The 14,814-nt window shown below is 57.8% G+C and carries 16 protein-coding genes and 1 riboswitch; of the genes, 6 read left to right on the top strand and 10 right to left on the bottom strand.

Annotated features, from left to right (window positions below):
* Nucleotides 1-154 precede the first annotated feature (154 nt).
* Nucleotides 155-634: a YkgJ family cysteine cluster protein gene (locus ACH2ED_RS20140; protein WP_395094520.1), complete on the bottom strand. Its 480-nt coding sequence runs from the start codon at nt 632-634 to the stop codon at nt 155-157.
* A gap of 48 nt (nt 635-682) precedes the next feature.
* Between ACH2ED_RS20140 and ACH2ED_RS20135 the strand changes: the two genes are divergently transcribed.
* Nucleotides 683-1,567: a magnesium transporter CorA family protein gene (locus ACH2ED_RS20135; RefSeq protein WP_395094519.1), complete on the top strand. Its 885-nt coding sequence runs from the start codon at nt 683-685 to the stop codon at nt 1,565-1,567.
* A 15-nt stretch (nt 1,568-1,582) separates the two neighbouring features.
* On the opposite strand, the gene ACH2ED_RS20130 is transcribed toward ACH2ED_RS20135, so the two are convergent.
* Nucleotides 1,583-1,891 carry a hypothetical protein gene (locus tag ACH2ED_RS20130; protein WP_395094518.1) on the bottom strand — a complete coding sequence of 103 codons (309 nt, stop codon included), beginning with the start codon at nt 1,889-1,891 and terminating at the stop codon, nt 1,583-1,585.
* Between the two features lie 80 nt (nt 1,892-1,971).
* Here ACH2ED_RS20130 and ACH2ED_RS20125 point away from each other — a divergent pair, with 80 nt between their 5' ends.
* Nucleotides 1,972-2,526 carry a hypothetical protein gene (locus ACH2ED_RS20125; protein ID WP_395094517.1) on the top strand — a complete coding sequence of 185 codons (555 nt, stop codon included), beginning with the start codon at nt 1,972-1,974 and terminating at the stop codon, nt 2,524-2,526.
* Between the two features lie 44 nt (nt 2,527-2,570).
* Nucleotides 2,571-3,116 carry a hypothetical protein gene (locus tag ACH2ED_RS20120; protein WP_395094516.1) on the top strand — a complete coding sequence of 182 codons (546 nt, stop codon included), beginning with the start codon at nt 2,571-2,573 and terminating at the stop codon, nt 3,114-3,116.
* A gap of 14 nt (nt 3,117-3,130) precedes the next feature.
* Here the strand turns inward: ACH2ED_RS20120 and ACH2ED_RS20115 are convergent, their stop codons facing one another.
* From ACH2ED_RS20115 to ACH2ED_RS20085, 7 genes are read right to left on the bottom strand one after another with little or no spacing between them, the layout of a single operon-like run.
* Nucleotides 3,131-4,417, bottom strand: coding sequence for a hypothetical protein (locus tag ACH2ED_RS20115; protein ID WP_395094515.1), 1,287 nt, complete (start codon nt 4,415-4,417; stop codon nt 3,131-3,133).
* Entirely contained in the window at nt 4,414-5,403 is a 990-nt protein-coding gene (locus ACH2ED_RS20110) for a glycosyltransferase family 4 protein (RefSeq protein ID WP_395094514.1), read from the bottom strand. The genes ACH2ED_RS20115 and ACH2ED_RS20110 overlap by 4 nt, the downstream gene beginning before the upstream one ends.
* Nucleotides 5,400-5,873 carry a regulatory protein RecX gene (locus ACH2ED_RS20105; protein ID WP_395094513.1) on the bottom strand — a complete coding sequence of 158 codons (474 nt, stop codon included), beginning with the start codon at nt 5,871-5,873 and terminating at the stop codon, nt 5,400-5,402. The genes ACH2ED_RS20110 and ACH2ED_RS20105 overlap by 4 nt, the downstream gene beginning before the upstream one ends.
* Nucleotides 5,870-7,327 (bottom strand): hypothetical protein, encoded by a 1,458-nt coding sequence (locus tag ACH2ED_RS20100; RefSeq protein ID WP_395094512.1) that lies wholly within the window; start codon nt 7,325-7,327, stop codon nt 5,870-5,872. Before ACH2ED_RS20100 ends, ACH2ED_RS20105 begins: the two co-directional genes overlap by 4 nt.
* Nucleotides 7,328-7,336: 9 nt before the next feature.
* Nucleotides 7,337-7,879, bottom strand: a complete 543-nt coding sequence (locus ACH2ED_RS20095; protein WP_395094511.1) for a GNAT family N-acetyltransferase — start codon at nt 7,877-7,879, stop codon at nt 7,337-7,339.
* A 60-nt stretch (nt 7,880-7,939) separates the two neighbouring features.
* The gene (locus tag ACH2ED_RS20090; RefSeq protein WP_395094510.1) at nt 7,940-8,581 is read right to left on the bottom strand and encodes a thiamine diphosphokinase; all 642 of its coding nucleotides are present in this window, start codon (nt 8,579-8,581) and stop codon (nt 7,940-7,942) included.
* Between the two features lie 2 nt (nt 8,582-8,583).
* On the bottom strand, nt 8,584-9,267 hold the full coding sequence (locus ACH2ED_RS20085; RefSeq protein WP_395094509.1) for a DUF1559 domain-containing protein: 684 nt from the start codon (nt 9,265-9,267) through the stop codon (nt 8,584-8,586).
* Between the two features lie 56 nt (nt 9,268-9,323).
* A riboswitch (TPP riboswitch) is annotated at nt 9,324-9,429 on the bottom strand.
* A gap of 44 nt (nt 9,430-9,473) precedes the next feature.
* Between ACH2ED_RS20085 and ACH2ED_RS20080 the strand changes: the two genes are divergently transcribed.
* On the top strand, nt 9,474-11,105 hold the full coding sequence (locus tag ACH2ED_RS20080; protein WP_395094508.1) for a glycosyltransferase family 39 protein: 1,632 nt from the start codon (nt 9,474-9,476) through the stop codon (nt 11,103-11,105).
* An 8-nt stretch (nt 11,106-11,113) separates the two neighbouring features.
* Nucleotides 11,114-11,725, top strand: coding sequence for a haloacid dehalogenase (locus tag ACH2ED_RS20075; protein ID WP_395094507.1), 612 nt, complete (start codon nt 11,114-11,116; stop codon nt 11,723-11,725).
* A 405-nt stretch (nt 11,726-12,130) separates the two neighbouring features.
* On the opposite strand, the gene ACH2ED_RS20070 is transcribed toward ACH2ED_RS20075, so the two are convergent.
* Nucleotides 12,131-12,973 (bottom strand): alpha/beta hydrolase, encoded by an 843-nt coding sequence (locus ACH2ED_RS20070; protein ID WP_395094506.1) that lies wholly within the window; start codon nt 12,971-12,973, stop codon nt 12,131-12,133.
* Here ACH2ED_RS20070 and ACH2ED_RS20065 point away from each other — a divergent pair.
* Entirely contained in the window at nt 12,972-14,759 is a 1,788-nt protein-coding gene (locus tag ACH2ED_RS20065; protein ID WP_395094505.1) for a protein O-mannosyl-transferase family, read from the top strand. The genes ACH2ED_RS20070 and ACH2ED_RS20065 overlap by 2 nt on opposite strands.
* Nucleotides 14,760-14,814: the final 55 nt, after the last annotated feature.

Here is a 14,814-nt window from a genome sequence, read left to right as displayed (position 1 = left end):
ATTGTTCCAGCCACGCAACCGCTACTTCTCAGAGACACGCGCGGATTATAACATAGCACTGTGAATCAAGGCAAGCCCCGAAACACAAAGCCTAATCCAACCTCGCCCTCTCAGCGCACTAGGCATTCGACATACATACATTGTTCTCCTCCTCCTACCACCCTTCCCAGGGTTTTCTTTTTTCCGTTCTGTACGCATTCCAAAGAGCGGCAGCACCATCAGGATAGGAGGGCACTGCTTCGATCGGGCAGGGGAGCCATTCCGTGTGACCAAAAAGTCGGCAGATAGTCGGACGTACTGGATAAATGGAGCAACGATTTTTTTCCATGTCACGAAAACGGCAGTAGTGCACACGCACATCGAACTCGTCAGCGCCCGGCCACGCCAGCTCTTTTTCCTGAGCTTCTATCCGCTCAAGCTCTGCAGCAGGCTGCTCAGCAAGAAACACCTGCACTGCCTCCCACTCAGGCTGGGTCACCCCGAATCCCGCCATGCAGCGTGTACCGCAGTGATCGCAGCCATTACAGACCTCCAGAAGCATTTCTGCCTCCAGCGCACCACGTCGCTCCAAAAAGTGCTCCCAGCTCTGCTGGGGCTCCGTTATCTCTCCGAAGATTCTTAGCAGCTCAGCCACCTGTGCGGTATCCTCGTGTCCATCTTAAAAATTAGTTGTGAAGAAGTAATGAACAGCCCGCATTGTAGCACGTCGCTCTGGCGTCCCCAGGAAGGTATTACACTTGTCTCCGAAGACGAGTGGACTGCACTCGCACGCCGGGCCGACATTCCCGAGGCAGTCATCGAGCGCTCCCGGGGACGTGACCAGCGTGCTCGACTCGTTTTTTGTGATGCTGCCCTTTTAGTGACGCTCCGGGTTTGGAGCGGCTTGACTGGTAGCACGGCAGATGATCTGGAGGATGTCACACGTGAGTGGGATATTTTTCTGGGAAGCGACTTTGTTTTGATCCGCTCAGACACCGCACTGCCTCCCCTCCCGCCAAATACTCAAACACCTGGTCAGCTTCTCTACGCTCTACTCGATGAGAGCATTGATAGCTGCTACCCGGCAATGGATATGATGGATGCCGAAATTGATGCCTTAGAGCTAGCGGTCTACACCCCTGAAAGCAGTATCGAGCTTCCTTCCGCACTGCGGCTAAAAAAACAGCTCTTGCTCCTACGGCAGACGATCACGCCGCTTCGTGATGTGATCAACCAGCTCCTTCGGGCTCAGCATACAGCGCTAGACCCGAACCTCATGCCCTATCTCCAGGATATTTTTGACCGCTCCCTACGACTGACCGAACAAATTGATCTGCACCGGGAAATTCTTTCGGGGGTTTTGGAGGCGATTATGGCTCAGACAAGCAATCGCCTGAACCAACAGATGAAGCGTCTCACCGCGATTGCCGCAGTCGCCGTACCTATCACGGCCATTACGGGTTTCTTTGGCATGAATATCGGCCACTTTGAGACTGCGCCCTCGTGGAGCCTCTGGGGAGCGATTGGCGCAATGACGCTTGCCAGTGGCGCTGCGCTGGTCTACTTCCGAAAAAAAGGCTACTGGTAGCAAAAACCGAAGATCTTAGTGACCGCGCTCGATGTAGGCATAGACCCGCCGGTAGATCGTATCGAGGATGTGCGCGATAGCAGCCTCGGTGTCGCCCGCCCAGTCCATGCGAATGTAGTCGCGAAAAGGGTGTTCAGTCTCACCGATGCGGTAGGTAGCAAGCTCTTTAGGAAAGGGAAATGTTTTTCCGGTTGCTTCCTGCACAGCGCCGACCTGCGCCTCAAACCAATGCACACGCGTCAGTGTATGGTCGTCATAGGAGACGGAGACGATCCAGTCCTCGTTTCCACTTACCGTTGTATAGCGCCGCTTTACCCTTGCCATCGCCGCCGATTGTAGCATGTCAGGGCACTCTTGTGCAACTAAGCTTGACGCGTGGAGAGGAGACCCTTATAATGCATACAATGCAAAACCTCGTACGAATGGTAACTCTGGCTTTAATCCCGGCAGCGGTACTGACCTCGTCTGCTCGCGCACAGCTCAATCCCAAGTCGGCGATCAGCCCAGAGACCATCCCCCTACGCATCCGCTTAGGGGTTCTGCGTCCTAGCGGTGTCACCACACGCAACCTCTCAGGGACTCAGGTTCCTGGTGGTATGGTGGATCTGAGTAGCTCGCGCTCCGACGAAGCGCGAACCCTTACCGTGGGCTACTTCCAGGGTGGTACGGCAGGTAAGTCGTTCCGTATCGCTCCCCTACTGGTCACCAAGGTCAGTGCGGGAACCTCGAGAGGATCGAGTTCAACAGGCATGACCGGATTCTTCACCTCTGAGGGATTCGGTGCCTACTTTGTGGACGCGGCGGGCTCTGGGTTCAAAGCTCGCTTCGGGGGCTATATTGGGGCGGGTCTTCGGCTTACCGGAGGACTGTTCGTTGAGGCCCAGTACCACCATGTCAGCGGCAGCGTCAATGGCGCGTCGCCCAATGGAATCGCCTTGTTTATCGGTCGGCGAAACTAAATAAAAATAAAACTTAACTAACCAAATGGTTTGGGAGGCTTGTGTTGAAGAACCTTCTCCGTGTGGCGGCGGTCTGTAGCCTGTCGCTGTTGACCCTTAGTGGAAGCGCTCAGGCGCAGACAAAGAACAAATATGATGTGAACTCGTCGTCAGTCAAGCTCGGCTTTTTCAGCCCGGGGAGCAGTCAGGCGCGCAGGGGTGGGGGAACACAGATTCTCAACCTGGAAGCGGATACCGTCGTTCAGTACATTCCAGAACGCAACGAGAACAGCGTCCTGAGTATCGGCTATATCGAGCGTGATAATCTGCGCATTATCCCAATCACCCTAAGCCAGCTCACCCACGATAATAAGCGGACATCCAACTATGACTATTACTACGGCTATGGCCTGGGAATCTACTCGGCTCGGCTTAACCTAGGTGGAACCGACACCACCAGTGGGACGACCAAGACCCTGATCGGGGCCCAGTTTGTCCTTGGTCTGAACCTCACCGAGTCCACTTTCGTCGAGGCCAAGTACCTCTACCCTAGCAAGTACGACAATAAATTCATTGGCGGCATGCAGATCATGTTCGGCATGCGCCTGTAGTCCTCCCGTTTTTTCTAGCCCTCCGCCTCGCTCTGAGGCGGGGGGCTTTGTGCTTTCTGAGCAGCCAAGGGAAAAAGAAGTGTTGCGGCAGCCAGAACCCCTGAGTCATTAAGGGCAAGTGCCGCACCGCCCGCGATCAAATCCCCTCCTGCACGCCGTCGCGCCAATAAAATACCACTTGTCAGCAACAGAAGGCTCCAAGGGCTACTCACCAGCAAGTGCCCATTCATCGCGAGCTTTCGTCCGATGAGCATAATAACCCCCACGCGTTCTCCGGAAACCGCCTGACCTAAGTGCGTTTGCACTCCTACTCCCCGGCTCGCATCCCAGTGTGCCAGCCCTAAAAAGAGTAAGCTAATCCCCAGCAGCGCCACAAAAGCCGCCATTAGCCGCTTTTTTACGGGCAGCTTTCCCACTGCCTGTGCCGCAATCCCGACAAGTGCAGCAAGAAAACAGCCATTATTCGCCCCCAAGCTCGGCACACCGATGGCAAGGGCAACCGCCAGGAGTGCGGGAGCCTCAAAGCCCGCCGCAAGAGCGCACCCAATTAAAAATCCTGCCGCATCGTTACCGATTCCGTAGAAACGCGCTGCCTCTGTAACGGAGTAGGAAAACGGCAGGCGCTCCAGTAGCGGGCTTCCCAGCAAAAGATCGGCCCAAAACACCAGCGCCATCCCTCCAAAAACATGTGGATTCCCGAGCGACTTTCCGCGCCATGCGGCAAAAAGCAGTGCCAGTGAAAAGAGCCAAGGCGCGAGCACAAGAAAGCGCAAAAGCTCCGATTTTCTCTCCCAAATCGCCCGGTGCACTTCAAGTTGAGTAAAATTTCCCGGTACCAGAACTGCCGGACGACCTGCGCTAAAAGCCCTTCCTTCCATGGTGGCAGCGATATCCGTCGCAGCCACTAATCCCGGCGTGAATCGGGTGGAGGGCGAGGTCAGAAGCCCCGTGGTTTGTGTCAGACAGGCCGTCCCGAAACGCTCTCCCTCATGCCAGCTCAGTACAAGAGTCGGAGAGTTTGTTTTCAGAGTCGGATCGGTTTGGGCAATTTGGATGCGAGGCGCACGTTCCCCAACCGGACTCCGACTTCCGGTTGCCAAGACATCCTCAATGGCCCACGTCTCCCCTTTGATGCCGCCACGCAAGGGGAAAAGCGCCCGTGCGCCGACAAGCCCTTGGAGAGAGTCAGAGCGCACCACCAAGATATTTTCAGGAAGTGGCTGTGTCTGTGGTGGTTGGGCGCGTATCGCGGCGACCGCGAGCGTGATCGCCAGCATGAGCCAGGGAATATTTTTTTTCACCGTAGCACCCTGACATAGATTTTCCGTGTCTCGGCACGCATCACGGCCTCTGTAAAACGCTCAGAAACACGCTGACGGGCACATTCCCCCATCGCCGCACAGCGCTGTGGATCGTCTAGCAAGAGCTGAATCGCGACACGAAGCGCCTCGGGATCGGCGGGAGGAACGGTGAGCCCGATGGCGGCATCGGGGAGTAGCTCCGGGATGCCTCCGACATCGGAAGCGACAATCGGCTTGCCTGCGGCCATGGCTTCGAGCACTGCCAAACCCAGCCCTTCAGAGCGCGAGGGCTGGCAGTAGATATCAGCAGCGGCCAAGAGCAAGCCGACATCATCCCGATGACCAAGCAGTGTGGCGCCGACTAGACTCACGCGCTCCGGGCCGTCGCCCGCCAGATAGAGCGCACTATCCAGCTCTTTCACCGCCGTCACCAGTACATCTAGCCCTTTTTCTTGGGAGAGCCGCGCAATAGATAAAATAATTTTTTTCTCCTGCGGCCAGCCCAGAAGCGCCCGCGCCTCGGATTTCGTGGGCAAACTCACAAATTTCTCAAGATCAATGCCGTTGTGAATCACCTGGCAGTGAACCGGCGCGGTGCGAGCCACGGCATCGGAGACGGCAATCACGGCGCGTGCCTGGCGCAATAAAACTGTCGCCGGGGTCTTAGGCACAAGATTGTGGAGCGTGACCACGAGCGGCAACCGAGCAATTTTGGCGGCGAGAATATAGAGCGGCAGGCGCTTGAGACCGTGCCCGTGAAGCACCTGTGCCCCCACCGAGCGTGCCCAGCGCCCCGCCGACCAGCCCCCGAGAAGCTGGGCTTTAAGGCCATCACCCTCAGGCAAGGGAAAGTCACCAGCCAGTGCGACGAGCTCACGGGGAGGGGCAGCAAGAAATGTTTCGGTCTCAGGGTCGGTGAGGAGCGAGCGGACTTGCTGGAGCATTCCCCCCTGCGCGGGACGCAATAAATGCACGATTCGGATCACTCGGCACCGTCCAGATCGTCTTCGACAATGCCCTGATAGAGCTGGCGTAGAACAGGGCGAATCGCATCCCAGCCAAAGCCGCGCCTCTGTAAGAACGAGGACAGCTTCGCCTGCGCTTCCCGGCTTCGGTCTTTGGGCGGCTCGCCCACGCGCTTGATCGCCGCCGACAGGCACGCACCTTTCTCGTCGTCGTCGCTGCGCCCTTCGAGTGCCTCAGTAGAGTCCAGACCCTTGCGATTGAGCTCCTGGCGCAGGAGATACTTTCCCCGTGTCTTGCCGCGTGAGGCTACCCAGCGCTCCGCCATCGCGGTGTCATCGAGGTACCCCCAGCCGCGCAGCTTCTCCAGAGCGGCAAGAATTGTCTCCTCATCCGCTCCTTTTTTGGTCAGCCTATCACCGATCTCTTTTTCACTGCGCGGCTGCTGCCCTAAAAGCCAGACACAGTAGTTGGCGGCTTCGGACTCGGTCATGGCTTTTTAATCTCTCTGTCTTTCACAGCACCGGGCGGCGGGTTCAGATAGAAAAAACCTCGCTTTCCAGCGCACTCTCTCTGGACTTGCGCCCACCAGAGCGGCTCCGGAATAAATTTTTCGGGCAGGTGAGAGAAGCTCGCATCGTCTACCAGAATCTTGCTGATGCGCTCCCCGGCGTGGTAGGCCACGGGGAGCTTCCAGGGCGGAGTCGGCTCGGAGCCGAGCGTGCGCTCGACAAATATCTCCGGCTCGGGGTTGTAGAGCCAAGGCGCTCGGTTCAGAACCATCCGTGCCAGGCGAAGGTGCTCGGTGTAGGTAAAAACATTACCTGGCGAGCGCTCGCTACGCATTGGGTCGTCGTAAAGAACAATCAGAGCCTGAAGACAGATCGCCGTCGTCAGCATCCAGCGACTCGGCTTACTCTCCAAAGCCAGCCAAGCAAGAACGGGCAGCATCCATACCCCATAGCGCATCACCCCGCTACAACAAGAGTTCCAGTTGTTTGTGGTAGCTGCCGCTATTGCAAAAAGCAGAAGCGTGGCCCCTAGCAGGAGTGGTTTATAGCGCCTCTGCCGTGTCGCTTTGAGGATCCCGGCCAGCCCTAAACACAAGAGCAGAGGCACGTAGAAAAACAGACCCTGGTTCAGATCGCCAAAAAGACTAGCCACACGCTCCAGGGTTATCCACCCCGGATTGCTCCCTCCGACTTTGGCGATCATGCTCAGGGCCTGAAAGTGAATAAAAAAGAAAGCCATCGGCACAAATGCCACACCAAGTGCCACTATCAACCCGAGCAAGCGCTTCCCACTACGGTTTTCTTTTTCTCGAAGCGCCACCACAAAGATCAATAGAGACAAAAAGAGCACAGGCGGGTTCTGGAGCGCTCCCAATGATGCCGCCAGAGTCGCCCACACAGGGCGCTTTGCCTCCCAGCCTACCAGTGCTAGCAAGACACAGCACCAGGTAAAGACCTCGGGGTGAGGCCACTTGATGTACCAGAGCACCGGGCTAACCAGCGAGAGCAACAGCAGAGCGACCCGGCGCGGCGCGGCAATGGCTCTGCACCTCAGCACTAGGGCGCTGGTCACCAAGACAAGCCCGATGTTCAAGCCATAGAACGCACTAAAACCCAGCCCCAGCCAGCGCAGGGGAACTCCTAAAAGTGAGTAAAACCAGAAGTGGTAGCCGTAGAGCCCCTCTCGCGTGCTCGGGAAGAAGCCCGGAGGGGGATTGGGCAGCTCAAATCCCAGCGGCCTGAGTAGCGCTGCCGTGGCCGCAATATCCTCGGGCTTCGCCTCCGGGGTACCGTGCGCAGCGAGGGATCTCAGCATGAGATAGTACTCGTAGCCATCTCCCAGAAGCCGGGGCGGTTGCCGCCAGGTCACCCAGAGAAATAGTGCCAGCAGCCCGGCGAGAGCGGCGAGGAGCGGTGGGCGGCGCAGGTCAGTCATGGGCTCATTTTACTGCCTCGCGAGCCAATCGTCCCGCAGCACTTCTCCGAGCCAGGCATCGTGCCACTGCCCGAAGCGCCAGAGGTCGTGACGGGCAATTCCGACAGTCTGGTAGCCTGCTTTCTCCAGGGCGCGGCGGCTGGCGATATTGGCACCAAAGACATGGGTCTTGAGTTTTTCCAGCCCCAGTGTCCCGAAAGCGAACGCCGTTCGCAGCGCCACCACCTCGCTGCCGTAGCCCTTACCCCACTCGTCTTTCGCGCCGATCAAATTCCCGGTAATGGCGCTACGGTTCTGCCAGTTGATCGCGTGGATTCCCGTGGTGCCAATCACTTTCTCGCTCTCTCTGAGCTGCACAGCCCACACCAAATCCGTGTCGTTGCGCCCGATTTTCTCCACCCACTCTTTCTCAAACTCCAGGGTCGGCGGGTAGATCAAACCTAAATAACGGGTCACGTCGGTATCAGCGAGCCAGGCGCAAAAGAGCGGAGCCATCTCCGCTGTAATCGGCACTAAACGGACGCGCTCGCCTTCGATAATCGGGCCAAACATAGACATTCCTCTTTCGTTCAGACAGGGTTAAGTGCTCTATCGAATGGCAACAATCCAGCGCTAAAGATGGTGTAGCATCACAATCAAATCGCCCGAGCTGACCTGCACCCTCACTTTGTCTTCGTTAATTTCATTGAGAGTGCCATCGCGCAGGCCAGGAGCAAGCCAGGCATCGGTGAGCGGCCACCGGACACCGATCATCGTAATGCCTTCCACTCGACCAAATGCGAGTAGCGAGAGCGTCCGACCTACTAGGTTTTCTCCCGACTTCTGCCACTCGCCCACCACAAGCTCGTAGGTGGCGGTCTCATCCACCAGCTCTATTGGGGCGCTCCGTCCGTGCTTTATCAGCACCGAGAACACGGAGTAGGTGTGATCCAGCCGCCCACCTGTCGCGCCAAAGACGGTGATCCGAGTCGCACCTCTCGCCTCAATCACATAGGCGAGAGCTTTATCTAAGTCCGTAAAGTCTTGATCGGGTGTGGGAACAAGCTCTGCGCCTGCCACAGCGAGTGCTTCTTGCTCCTCTATTGTGAGCGAGTCGCCATCACCGGTGACGAGCTGCGGGGTCAGGTCGTAACGCATCAAAGTCCGTGCGCCGCCATCTACAGCAACCAAAAGCTCTGCCGTCTGCGCCGCCTCCCGAAGAAGCGCTATGGCCTCTCTGGAAAACGGCGCGTTGGCGCACAAAACGACGTGCATGCCTAGTAGTTTACCGTCGCCGCAGGGTCTTTGAAGAGCGTACGCATCTGCCCCGCGCCTACCAGAAACTTCGCGTGGCCATCGGCAAAGATCGCGCTACCACCCTGCGCGTGCCAGGCTTGATAAAACCCCTGGTAGCCCCAGTAGCCCGGCGTGTCCACTGCGGGATTGAACCAGGGGAACATCTCATCGCGCATTAAAACACTCTCCGCCGGGCGCTCGTAGCTCGGATCACTCACGATGCTGGTAGCCCGAGTGGTGGGCACATTATTGGAGATTGAGAAGCCATTGACCACCGAGAAGCAGCGCCGCTCGAAGTAATACGACGAGCCATAGGCGGCAAAGTAGGAGGCAGTCCCTGGCACATCCGTCCGCTGGAACGGCCCCCCAGAGTCATTAGGGCACTTAAATATCTGAAAATTTTTCAAGTACGGCTGAAGATCTATCTCAATGCCATAGTGAATCGCCGCCGTTTTTTTGGAGTAGGCATGCCAGATCGGAAAAGTCTCGTCGTAGTCCTGGACATACATACGGACGCCCAGCCCGATCTGCCGGGCGTTGGAGAGGCACGAGGCTTGTCGTGCTTTCTCCCGTGCCTGGGCAAAGACGGGAAAGAGAATCGCTGCAAGAATTGCGATGATTGCGATGACGACGAGGAGCTCAATAAGCGTAAAAGCGCGTTTCATAGTTTCACTCCCCAGCGTCGGAAAGAGGCGAAACGCGGCACGGAGTCCTGAAGACAGCCACCGGGTTCCCGCTTCCCTACGCCGGTGCTAACCGGATCAGGTTCTTGGGGTCGGCTCAGTGCCCTCTCAGCCCGGTTTATTCGGGCTCCCCCAGCAGGTTTGCGCCTTGATAGTACCCCACCAGTGGTACAATCGCCAGAGATATTATGGACGACACAGAGCGAGCCGCACTACGCGCGAAGTACGAAAGAGCCGCCTTCTCTCTCCCCCAACCGAGCTGGCTGCGCTCCGCGAAGCTAGGCTTACTGGGTGTCTGCCTTCTCATCCTATTAGGCTTGCTCTTCTCTCTTCGTATGCCCCTCCAGCGCAGCGATGACTTTTATAAAGTGATCGGAGCGTGGAGCCTCGCGGCGGGGCAGGGCTACTCGGATATCTCGCATCCCGACATGCCGTTCTTGACCAAGTACCCCCCGATGCACTCGCTGCTGCTGGCTCCGTTTATAGGATTCGCGGGGGATTTCTTACGTCCCCTCCGCATTTTCTCGATGCTAGCCTATATCGGAAGTCTACCGCTGGTCTACCGCTTGCTCCTCGTACGTACAAGTCATCGATGTGCACTGCTCATTCTGATACTCGCAGGGCTAAACCCAATTACTCTGCGCGTGCTAAACTTCGAGGGAAATGTCGGAGTGATGGTGCTTCTCATGGTTGGCACCCTTACCCTACTAGAGAGAGTGCAGCAGCACACACCCCACAAATGGCTAGGACTAGGGTTAGGGATCTTGCTGGCGGCGTACTTCTACTGCCATCGTATCGGGATTGTTTTCGGGATTGGCAGCATCCTCTACTTGTTCTTCGTGGCCCGACAGCGACGGCTCGCTGTGGTCACGGCGCTGATCTTCGGAATCCTCGCGTTTCCCTGGCTCTGGCGCAGCTACGCCATCAGCGGCCACTGGGTTAGCCCCGAGTACGAGGCGGAGCTGGCAGGGCGCTCCGTCGCAGGGGCGACAGTAAAAATCCCGGGGCCGATAGCACTCGCGCAGCACATGCTCTCTGAAGCGCAGCAATTCCCCGCCGAGGTCGGCTACAGTCTCTTTCCCTGGTCGCGGGCCAGTGGTGGGCAGCCCTGGCCGTTCTTAAAAACACTCGGGCTGGTCTGGGTGGCGAAGCTGTGTGAGTGGATTATCGCTGCGTTCGTCTTGATAGGCTGGATGCGCTCGCTCCGAGCACGGCGCTTCACGGATCTTTATCTGGTCTTACATACCCTGATGATGCTGGCGTTTTTCTTTGGATTCCAGTATTTTTCGGGCTTCTTCCCTTGGTTCTATCTCTATCTTGTTGAGGGGGCACAGCAGATTCTGAAACGACGTTTTTCTCAGGTGATGTGGGTAGCGTATGGCGCAATTCTGTTGATACTCCTCGCCAAGGATGCAAAGGCATTCTGGTTACTGCCCCTAACCAATACAGACCGGGACTTGCGCTGGGCCTGGATTGAAAAGCAGGTTCCCCCGCGCGATGCGGTCTACTATCTCGGGCTAGATAATTACGCGTTCGCACCGCTCCGCTACTTTGATTCAGGGCGACGGATGGCAGTCGGTGTTACGACAGGCGAGCTAGAGAAGCTCATTGGCAATCCGGCGCATCCGGCCCACTGGGTCTGTCTGCCCAAGACAGCCCCACAGAACCTTGCCCTCCAGAAAGCGGGCTGGCGACCTGTGGGTGCGGAGCCCGACAACATCCTCGCTAACGTCAGTCAGGACGATGGAACAGAGATCAGCGTGCCACGGCAGATGTTTCTCGATAGTATGGCACCGCCTCAGGTTCTCTGGCGGCGGTAGGAAAAAATATGCAGAATCTGAACACGATTGTCTCCGCCACGCGTGACGAGCTTGGGGAAACCTACCAGTCGCGGGAGAAAGCACTCGCTCATGGCCGTGCGCTCACCCGAACCTGTGCTAATGCGATCCGTGCGATGCACCGAGGTGAGCTGAGCGAAGCACGTCTTGCTGTTACAGGAGCACAAGCCGAGGCGGCGCAGGTGGCCGCTGCGCTTACCGACTACCCGGCACTGCTCTACGCGGGTTATGTGCAAGACGCCCATAAAGAGCTGGCCGAGGCCGCGTGTCTGCTCGCGCTGATCGAGGGTACGGACTTGCCCACGCCCGAGTCGCTCGGAATTGAAGCCGCCGCCTACCTCAATGGCCTAGCCGAAGCCGCCTCCGAGGGCCGTCGCCACGCGCTCGATGCTCTGCGCAAAGGGGAGCACGCCCGCGCCGAGAGTATGCTCACCGCCATGGACGAGATTCTCTCCGCCCTCGCCACGGTTGACTTCCCGGATGCCGTCACCAGTGGCCTGCGCCGCACCTGCGATGCTCTCCGCGCCGTGGTCGAACGCACCCGTGGTGATGTCACCATGGCGATGGTGCAGGATCGCCTGATGCGCTCGCTGAAGCCGTGACCGCTGGCTAAAGACAGCGTCTAGGGGCGTTCCGCCAAAAAATCGCTCCGCGATTAGGGAGTGGTTTGTTCTTCGCGAGAATACTCAGGGCGTAGGTAGAGCACCCGCCACGTGGCGCCTTCGGGAAACTCCACGGGAACCTTGCCATCAGCGCCATACAAGTGGAGTTTCTTAAGCTGGGCCAGAGGAATTTCGTAACCACCCGACTCGATCCAACCCAAAGGTTCAGGCAACCCAAAGGTTCAGGCAACGCGGCGACATTTCGTCCCTTTAGCCCATACCCCACGCAGCCGTTGTAGCTCATCTTCCATCTCAAACCTCGCAAATTTCCCAATCGCGGAGCGATTTTGTGGCGGAACGCCTCCTGACGCCCATGTTCTATGGGCGGCTCAATTCGGCTCCGTGCTACACCAGCCCCCGCGCCTTGAGCCACTCCTCGCAGCGCTTGGGCCACGCCGTGGGAATCGGCTTGTTTTTTACGGGGCGCATGCCGTAGCCGTGGCCGCCCGCCTCCCAAATATGCAGCTCCGCCGGGACACTGACTTTCCGTAGCGCCGTAAAAAGCTGGACGCTACTCTGGCACGTCACGCCATCGTCGGCGGCGTGGGCGAAGAAGAACGGCGGAAGTTCTTTGCTGACCATCGCCGCATACTCCGGCTGGAGCTGAAGATTATTGTCGCAAAAATAGGCGGGGTAGACCAGCACCGCAAAATCCGGGCGACAGGAAAGCTTGTCGGCGTCGTCTTGGTCGTCGTAGAGCGATTTGCCATTTTGGAGCGCCGCCATACCCGCTGTCTTGCCGCCGGCGGAGAAGCCTAAAATACCGAGCTTATCGGGCGCGACTCCCCACTTGCTCGCACTAGCTCGCACCAGACGCAGAGCGCGCTGCGCATCCATCGTCGGTCCTTCCCAGTTGGGCTTGAGTGACCCCGTCGGCACTCGGTATTTTAGGACAAACGCCGCGATGCCTAGCTTGTTGAGCCACTGTGCGATCTCGGTTCCCTCCAAATCCCAGGCCAGAATATTGTAGCCGCCGCCAGGGCAGATCACGATGCCCGTTTTGGTACGCTTGCTTGCGGATGGCAGAAAGACATGCAGTTCGGGCTGGCTGACATTGCCGAGACGAATCACGGTCTTGCCGCCGGTCATGCCCTCGCCGGGCTTAGACTTATCGGCCTCGGGGCCAGTGACGAGTGGAGCCGCACCGGGAAGCTTGCCCGGCCAGAGAGGGAGAGTTTCAGGTTTCATGCGCCCACTGTACCGCCACCTCAAGATAAAAGACAAATCACCCAATATTCTTACCAGGATGCTTCAGAAATTCACGCCCGATAGTCGCAATGCCGCCACCCTTGGGCTGGTGTTCTTTGTACTCTATAGCGCCACGCTCTGCCCGACGGTTTTTCGCGGCGACTCGGGGGAGATTATCACGGCGATCTGGTCAAGTGGCGTGATTCACCCACCAGGCTATCCTCTCTTCACTCTTATGGGAAAGCTCTTTCTCACGCTGGTGCCTTTTGGTGAGCCTGCACTCAGAATCGGTATTTTTGTGGCGCTTGCGGGGGCTGTCGCGGTGGCACTGCTCTACCGTGTGAGCCGGGAGCTAGGCACGCCGCCACTCGCCTCACTCGGGGCGGCGGCGTTTTTCGGAGTCAGTCTCACTTTTTGGAGCCAATGCAACCGAGTGGAGGTCTACAGCTTCCATGTTCTTCTGGCGCTCCTAGCCACCTGGCAGTGCCTCCGGTATCGAGCCACGGGGGAGGAAATAGCGCTCTATCTTGCCTGCACTGCGGTTGGGCTAGGGCTGGCCCACCACCTCACGATTGTCTTATTGGTTCCCGGCCTGCTGGTTCTCTGCGGCGTGCGCCTCTGGCGTGTGGCAGGGCTGGCGCGTCGCTTGCTCATTGGCATTGCGCTTCTGGCCGTGAGTGGGCTGCCGTTTTATGGCGTGCTCTGGTGCAGACTGGCAGATCCAGATGTTTTTTGGGCACACGTGACGGGCAGTAGCTATCGTTTTTACTTTGCGATGCCCCGTAGCCTTGACACTCTCCAGCGTCCTCTGAAACTACTAACAGCTATTCTTGCCGAAAACGGATTCGGGCCGCTCAGCGTGCTTGCCAGTTTGGGAGGACTCGCGCTTGGACGACGCAGCCCCGGCGTGCTTTGCGGGTTACAGTTGATGGCGCTTGCGATAACACTCTACTGCTTCTGCTACACCATCGAGGACATTGCTCCCTACTACCTTGTCGTGCTTGCACTCGGAGTGGTGCTCGTGGGGGTTGTGCTCGGTCAAGTGGAGCAGGCGCTGGTGAGCCGTGAGCGCTTCTTGGCGGTGCGTTTGGCCGCCTGCTTTGTCCTCCCAATGCTCGGGCTAGCACTCAACTTCCCTGCCTGCAACCTGCACACTGTCACCGGGATTCGACAGCTCGCCCAGCAGAAACTCAGTGCCTGCGCCCCGAGCTCCGTTCTGCTCTGCCAGGGTGATGAAGACACCTACTCCTTGCGCTATACGCACAACCTGCTCAAATTTCGCCCTGATGTGACCGTGCTCGACACCGAGCAGCTCTCCCAGAGCAACATGACCCACCTCGAAAAACGCCCGCTGGCCTCGACCTACTTTGGGACATCTGCACAGAACTTAGCACAGCTCGGGGAATCACCAGCGCTTGAGTGGCTACGTGCCAACTATCTGCCGGTTCCCCGTGGCGTGATCCTCTCGCTCGTCCCCAAGACAACAACTCTCACCCTCACAAAAGTTCTCGCAGAGGAGAAGGCGATCTGGGACACGATTGAGCTCCCCGAGCTCCCCCGAGCTCCCATAGCCACCGAGGTAGACGGTGACTACACCCGGCGGCACTATGTCACCATGCTCTGCAACTACGGCTTTCTCTACGAACAGACAGGGCAGACAGAGCAAGCATCCACTGTCTATTTAATCGCACTAAACTGGGCTCCCGAGCTTACCCAAGCCACGCTCAAAGGTATGGAAGCACGTAGCCAAGTAGCAGCGGAGTTGCTTAGACGCATACAGCTGTGAGATGTCCAGGTTCAATATGTAACTGCTGCAGTGTTTCTGGTATCATTTGAGCAGA

Origin of the sequence: Armatimonas sp. (assembly GCF_043757465.1) — a bacterium.
Taxonomy (GTDB): Bacteria; Armatimonadota; Armatimonadia; order Armatimonadales; family Armatimonadaceae; genus Armatimonas.
Note: the sequence above shows the minus strand (reverse complement) of the source record. Positions and strands in the feature narration are given on the sequence as shown.

Excerpts from the sequence above, each read along its gene's own strand:
- ACH2ED_RS20070 (WP_395094506.1), bottom strand. The coding sequence starts at position 12,973 with ATGAAACCTGAAACTCTCCCTCTCTGGCCGGGCAAGCTTCCCGGTGCG.
- ACH2ED_RS20080 (WP_395094508.1), top strand. The coding sequence starts at position 9,474 with ATGGACGACACAGAGCGAGCCGCACTACGCGCGAAGTACGAAAGAGCC.
- ACH2ED_RS20125 (WP_395094517.1), top strand. The coding sequence starts at position 1,972 with ATGCAAAACCTCGTACGAATGGTAACTCTGGCTTTAATCCCGGCAGCG.
- ACH2ED_RS20130 (WP_395094518.1), bottom strand. The coding sequence starts at position 1,891 with ATGGCAAGGGTAAAGCGGCGCTATACAACGGTAAGTGGAAACGAGGAC.
- ACH2ED_RS20085 (WP_395094509.1), bottom strand. The coding sequence starts at position 9,267 with ATGAAACGCGCTTTTACGCTTATTGAGCTCCTCGTCGTCATCGCAATC.
- ACH2ED_RS20095 (WP_395094511.1), bottom strand. The coding sequence starts at position 7,879 with ATGTTTGGCCCGATTATCGAAGGCGAGCGCGTCCGTTTAGTGCCGATT.
- ACH2ED_RS20065 (WP_395094505.1), top strand. The coding sequence starts at position 12,972 with ATGCGCCCACTGTACCGCCACCTCAAGATAAAAGACAAATCACCCAAT.
- ACH2ED_RS20105 (WP_395094513.1), bottom strand. The coding sequence starts at position 5,873 with ATGACCGAGTCCGAAGCCGCCAACTACTGTGTCTGGCTTTTAGGGCAG.
- ACH2ED_RS20100 (WP_395094512.1), bottom strand. The coding sequence starts at position 7,327 with ATGACTGACCTGCGCCGCCCACCGCTCCTCGCCGCTCTCGCCGGGCTG.
- ACH2ED_RS20075 (WP_395094507.1), top strand. The coding sequence starts at position 11,114 with ATGCAGAATCTGAACACGATTGTCTCCGCCACGCGTGACGAGCTTGGG.
- ACH2ED_RS20090 (WP_395094510.1), bottom strand. The coding sequence starts at position 8,581 with ATGCACGTCGTTTTGTGCGCCAACGCGCCGTTTTCCAGAGAGGCCATA.
- ACH2ED_RS20135 (WP_395094519.1), top strand. The coding sequence starts at position 683 with ATGAACAGCCCGCATTGTAGCACGTCGCTCTGGCGTCCCCAGGAAGGT.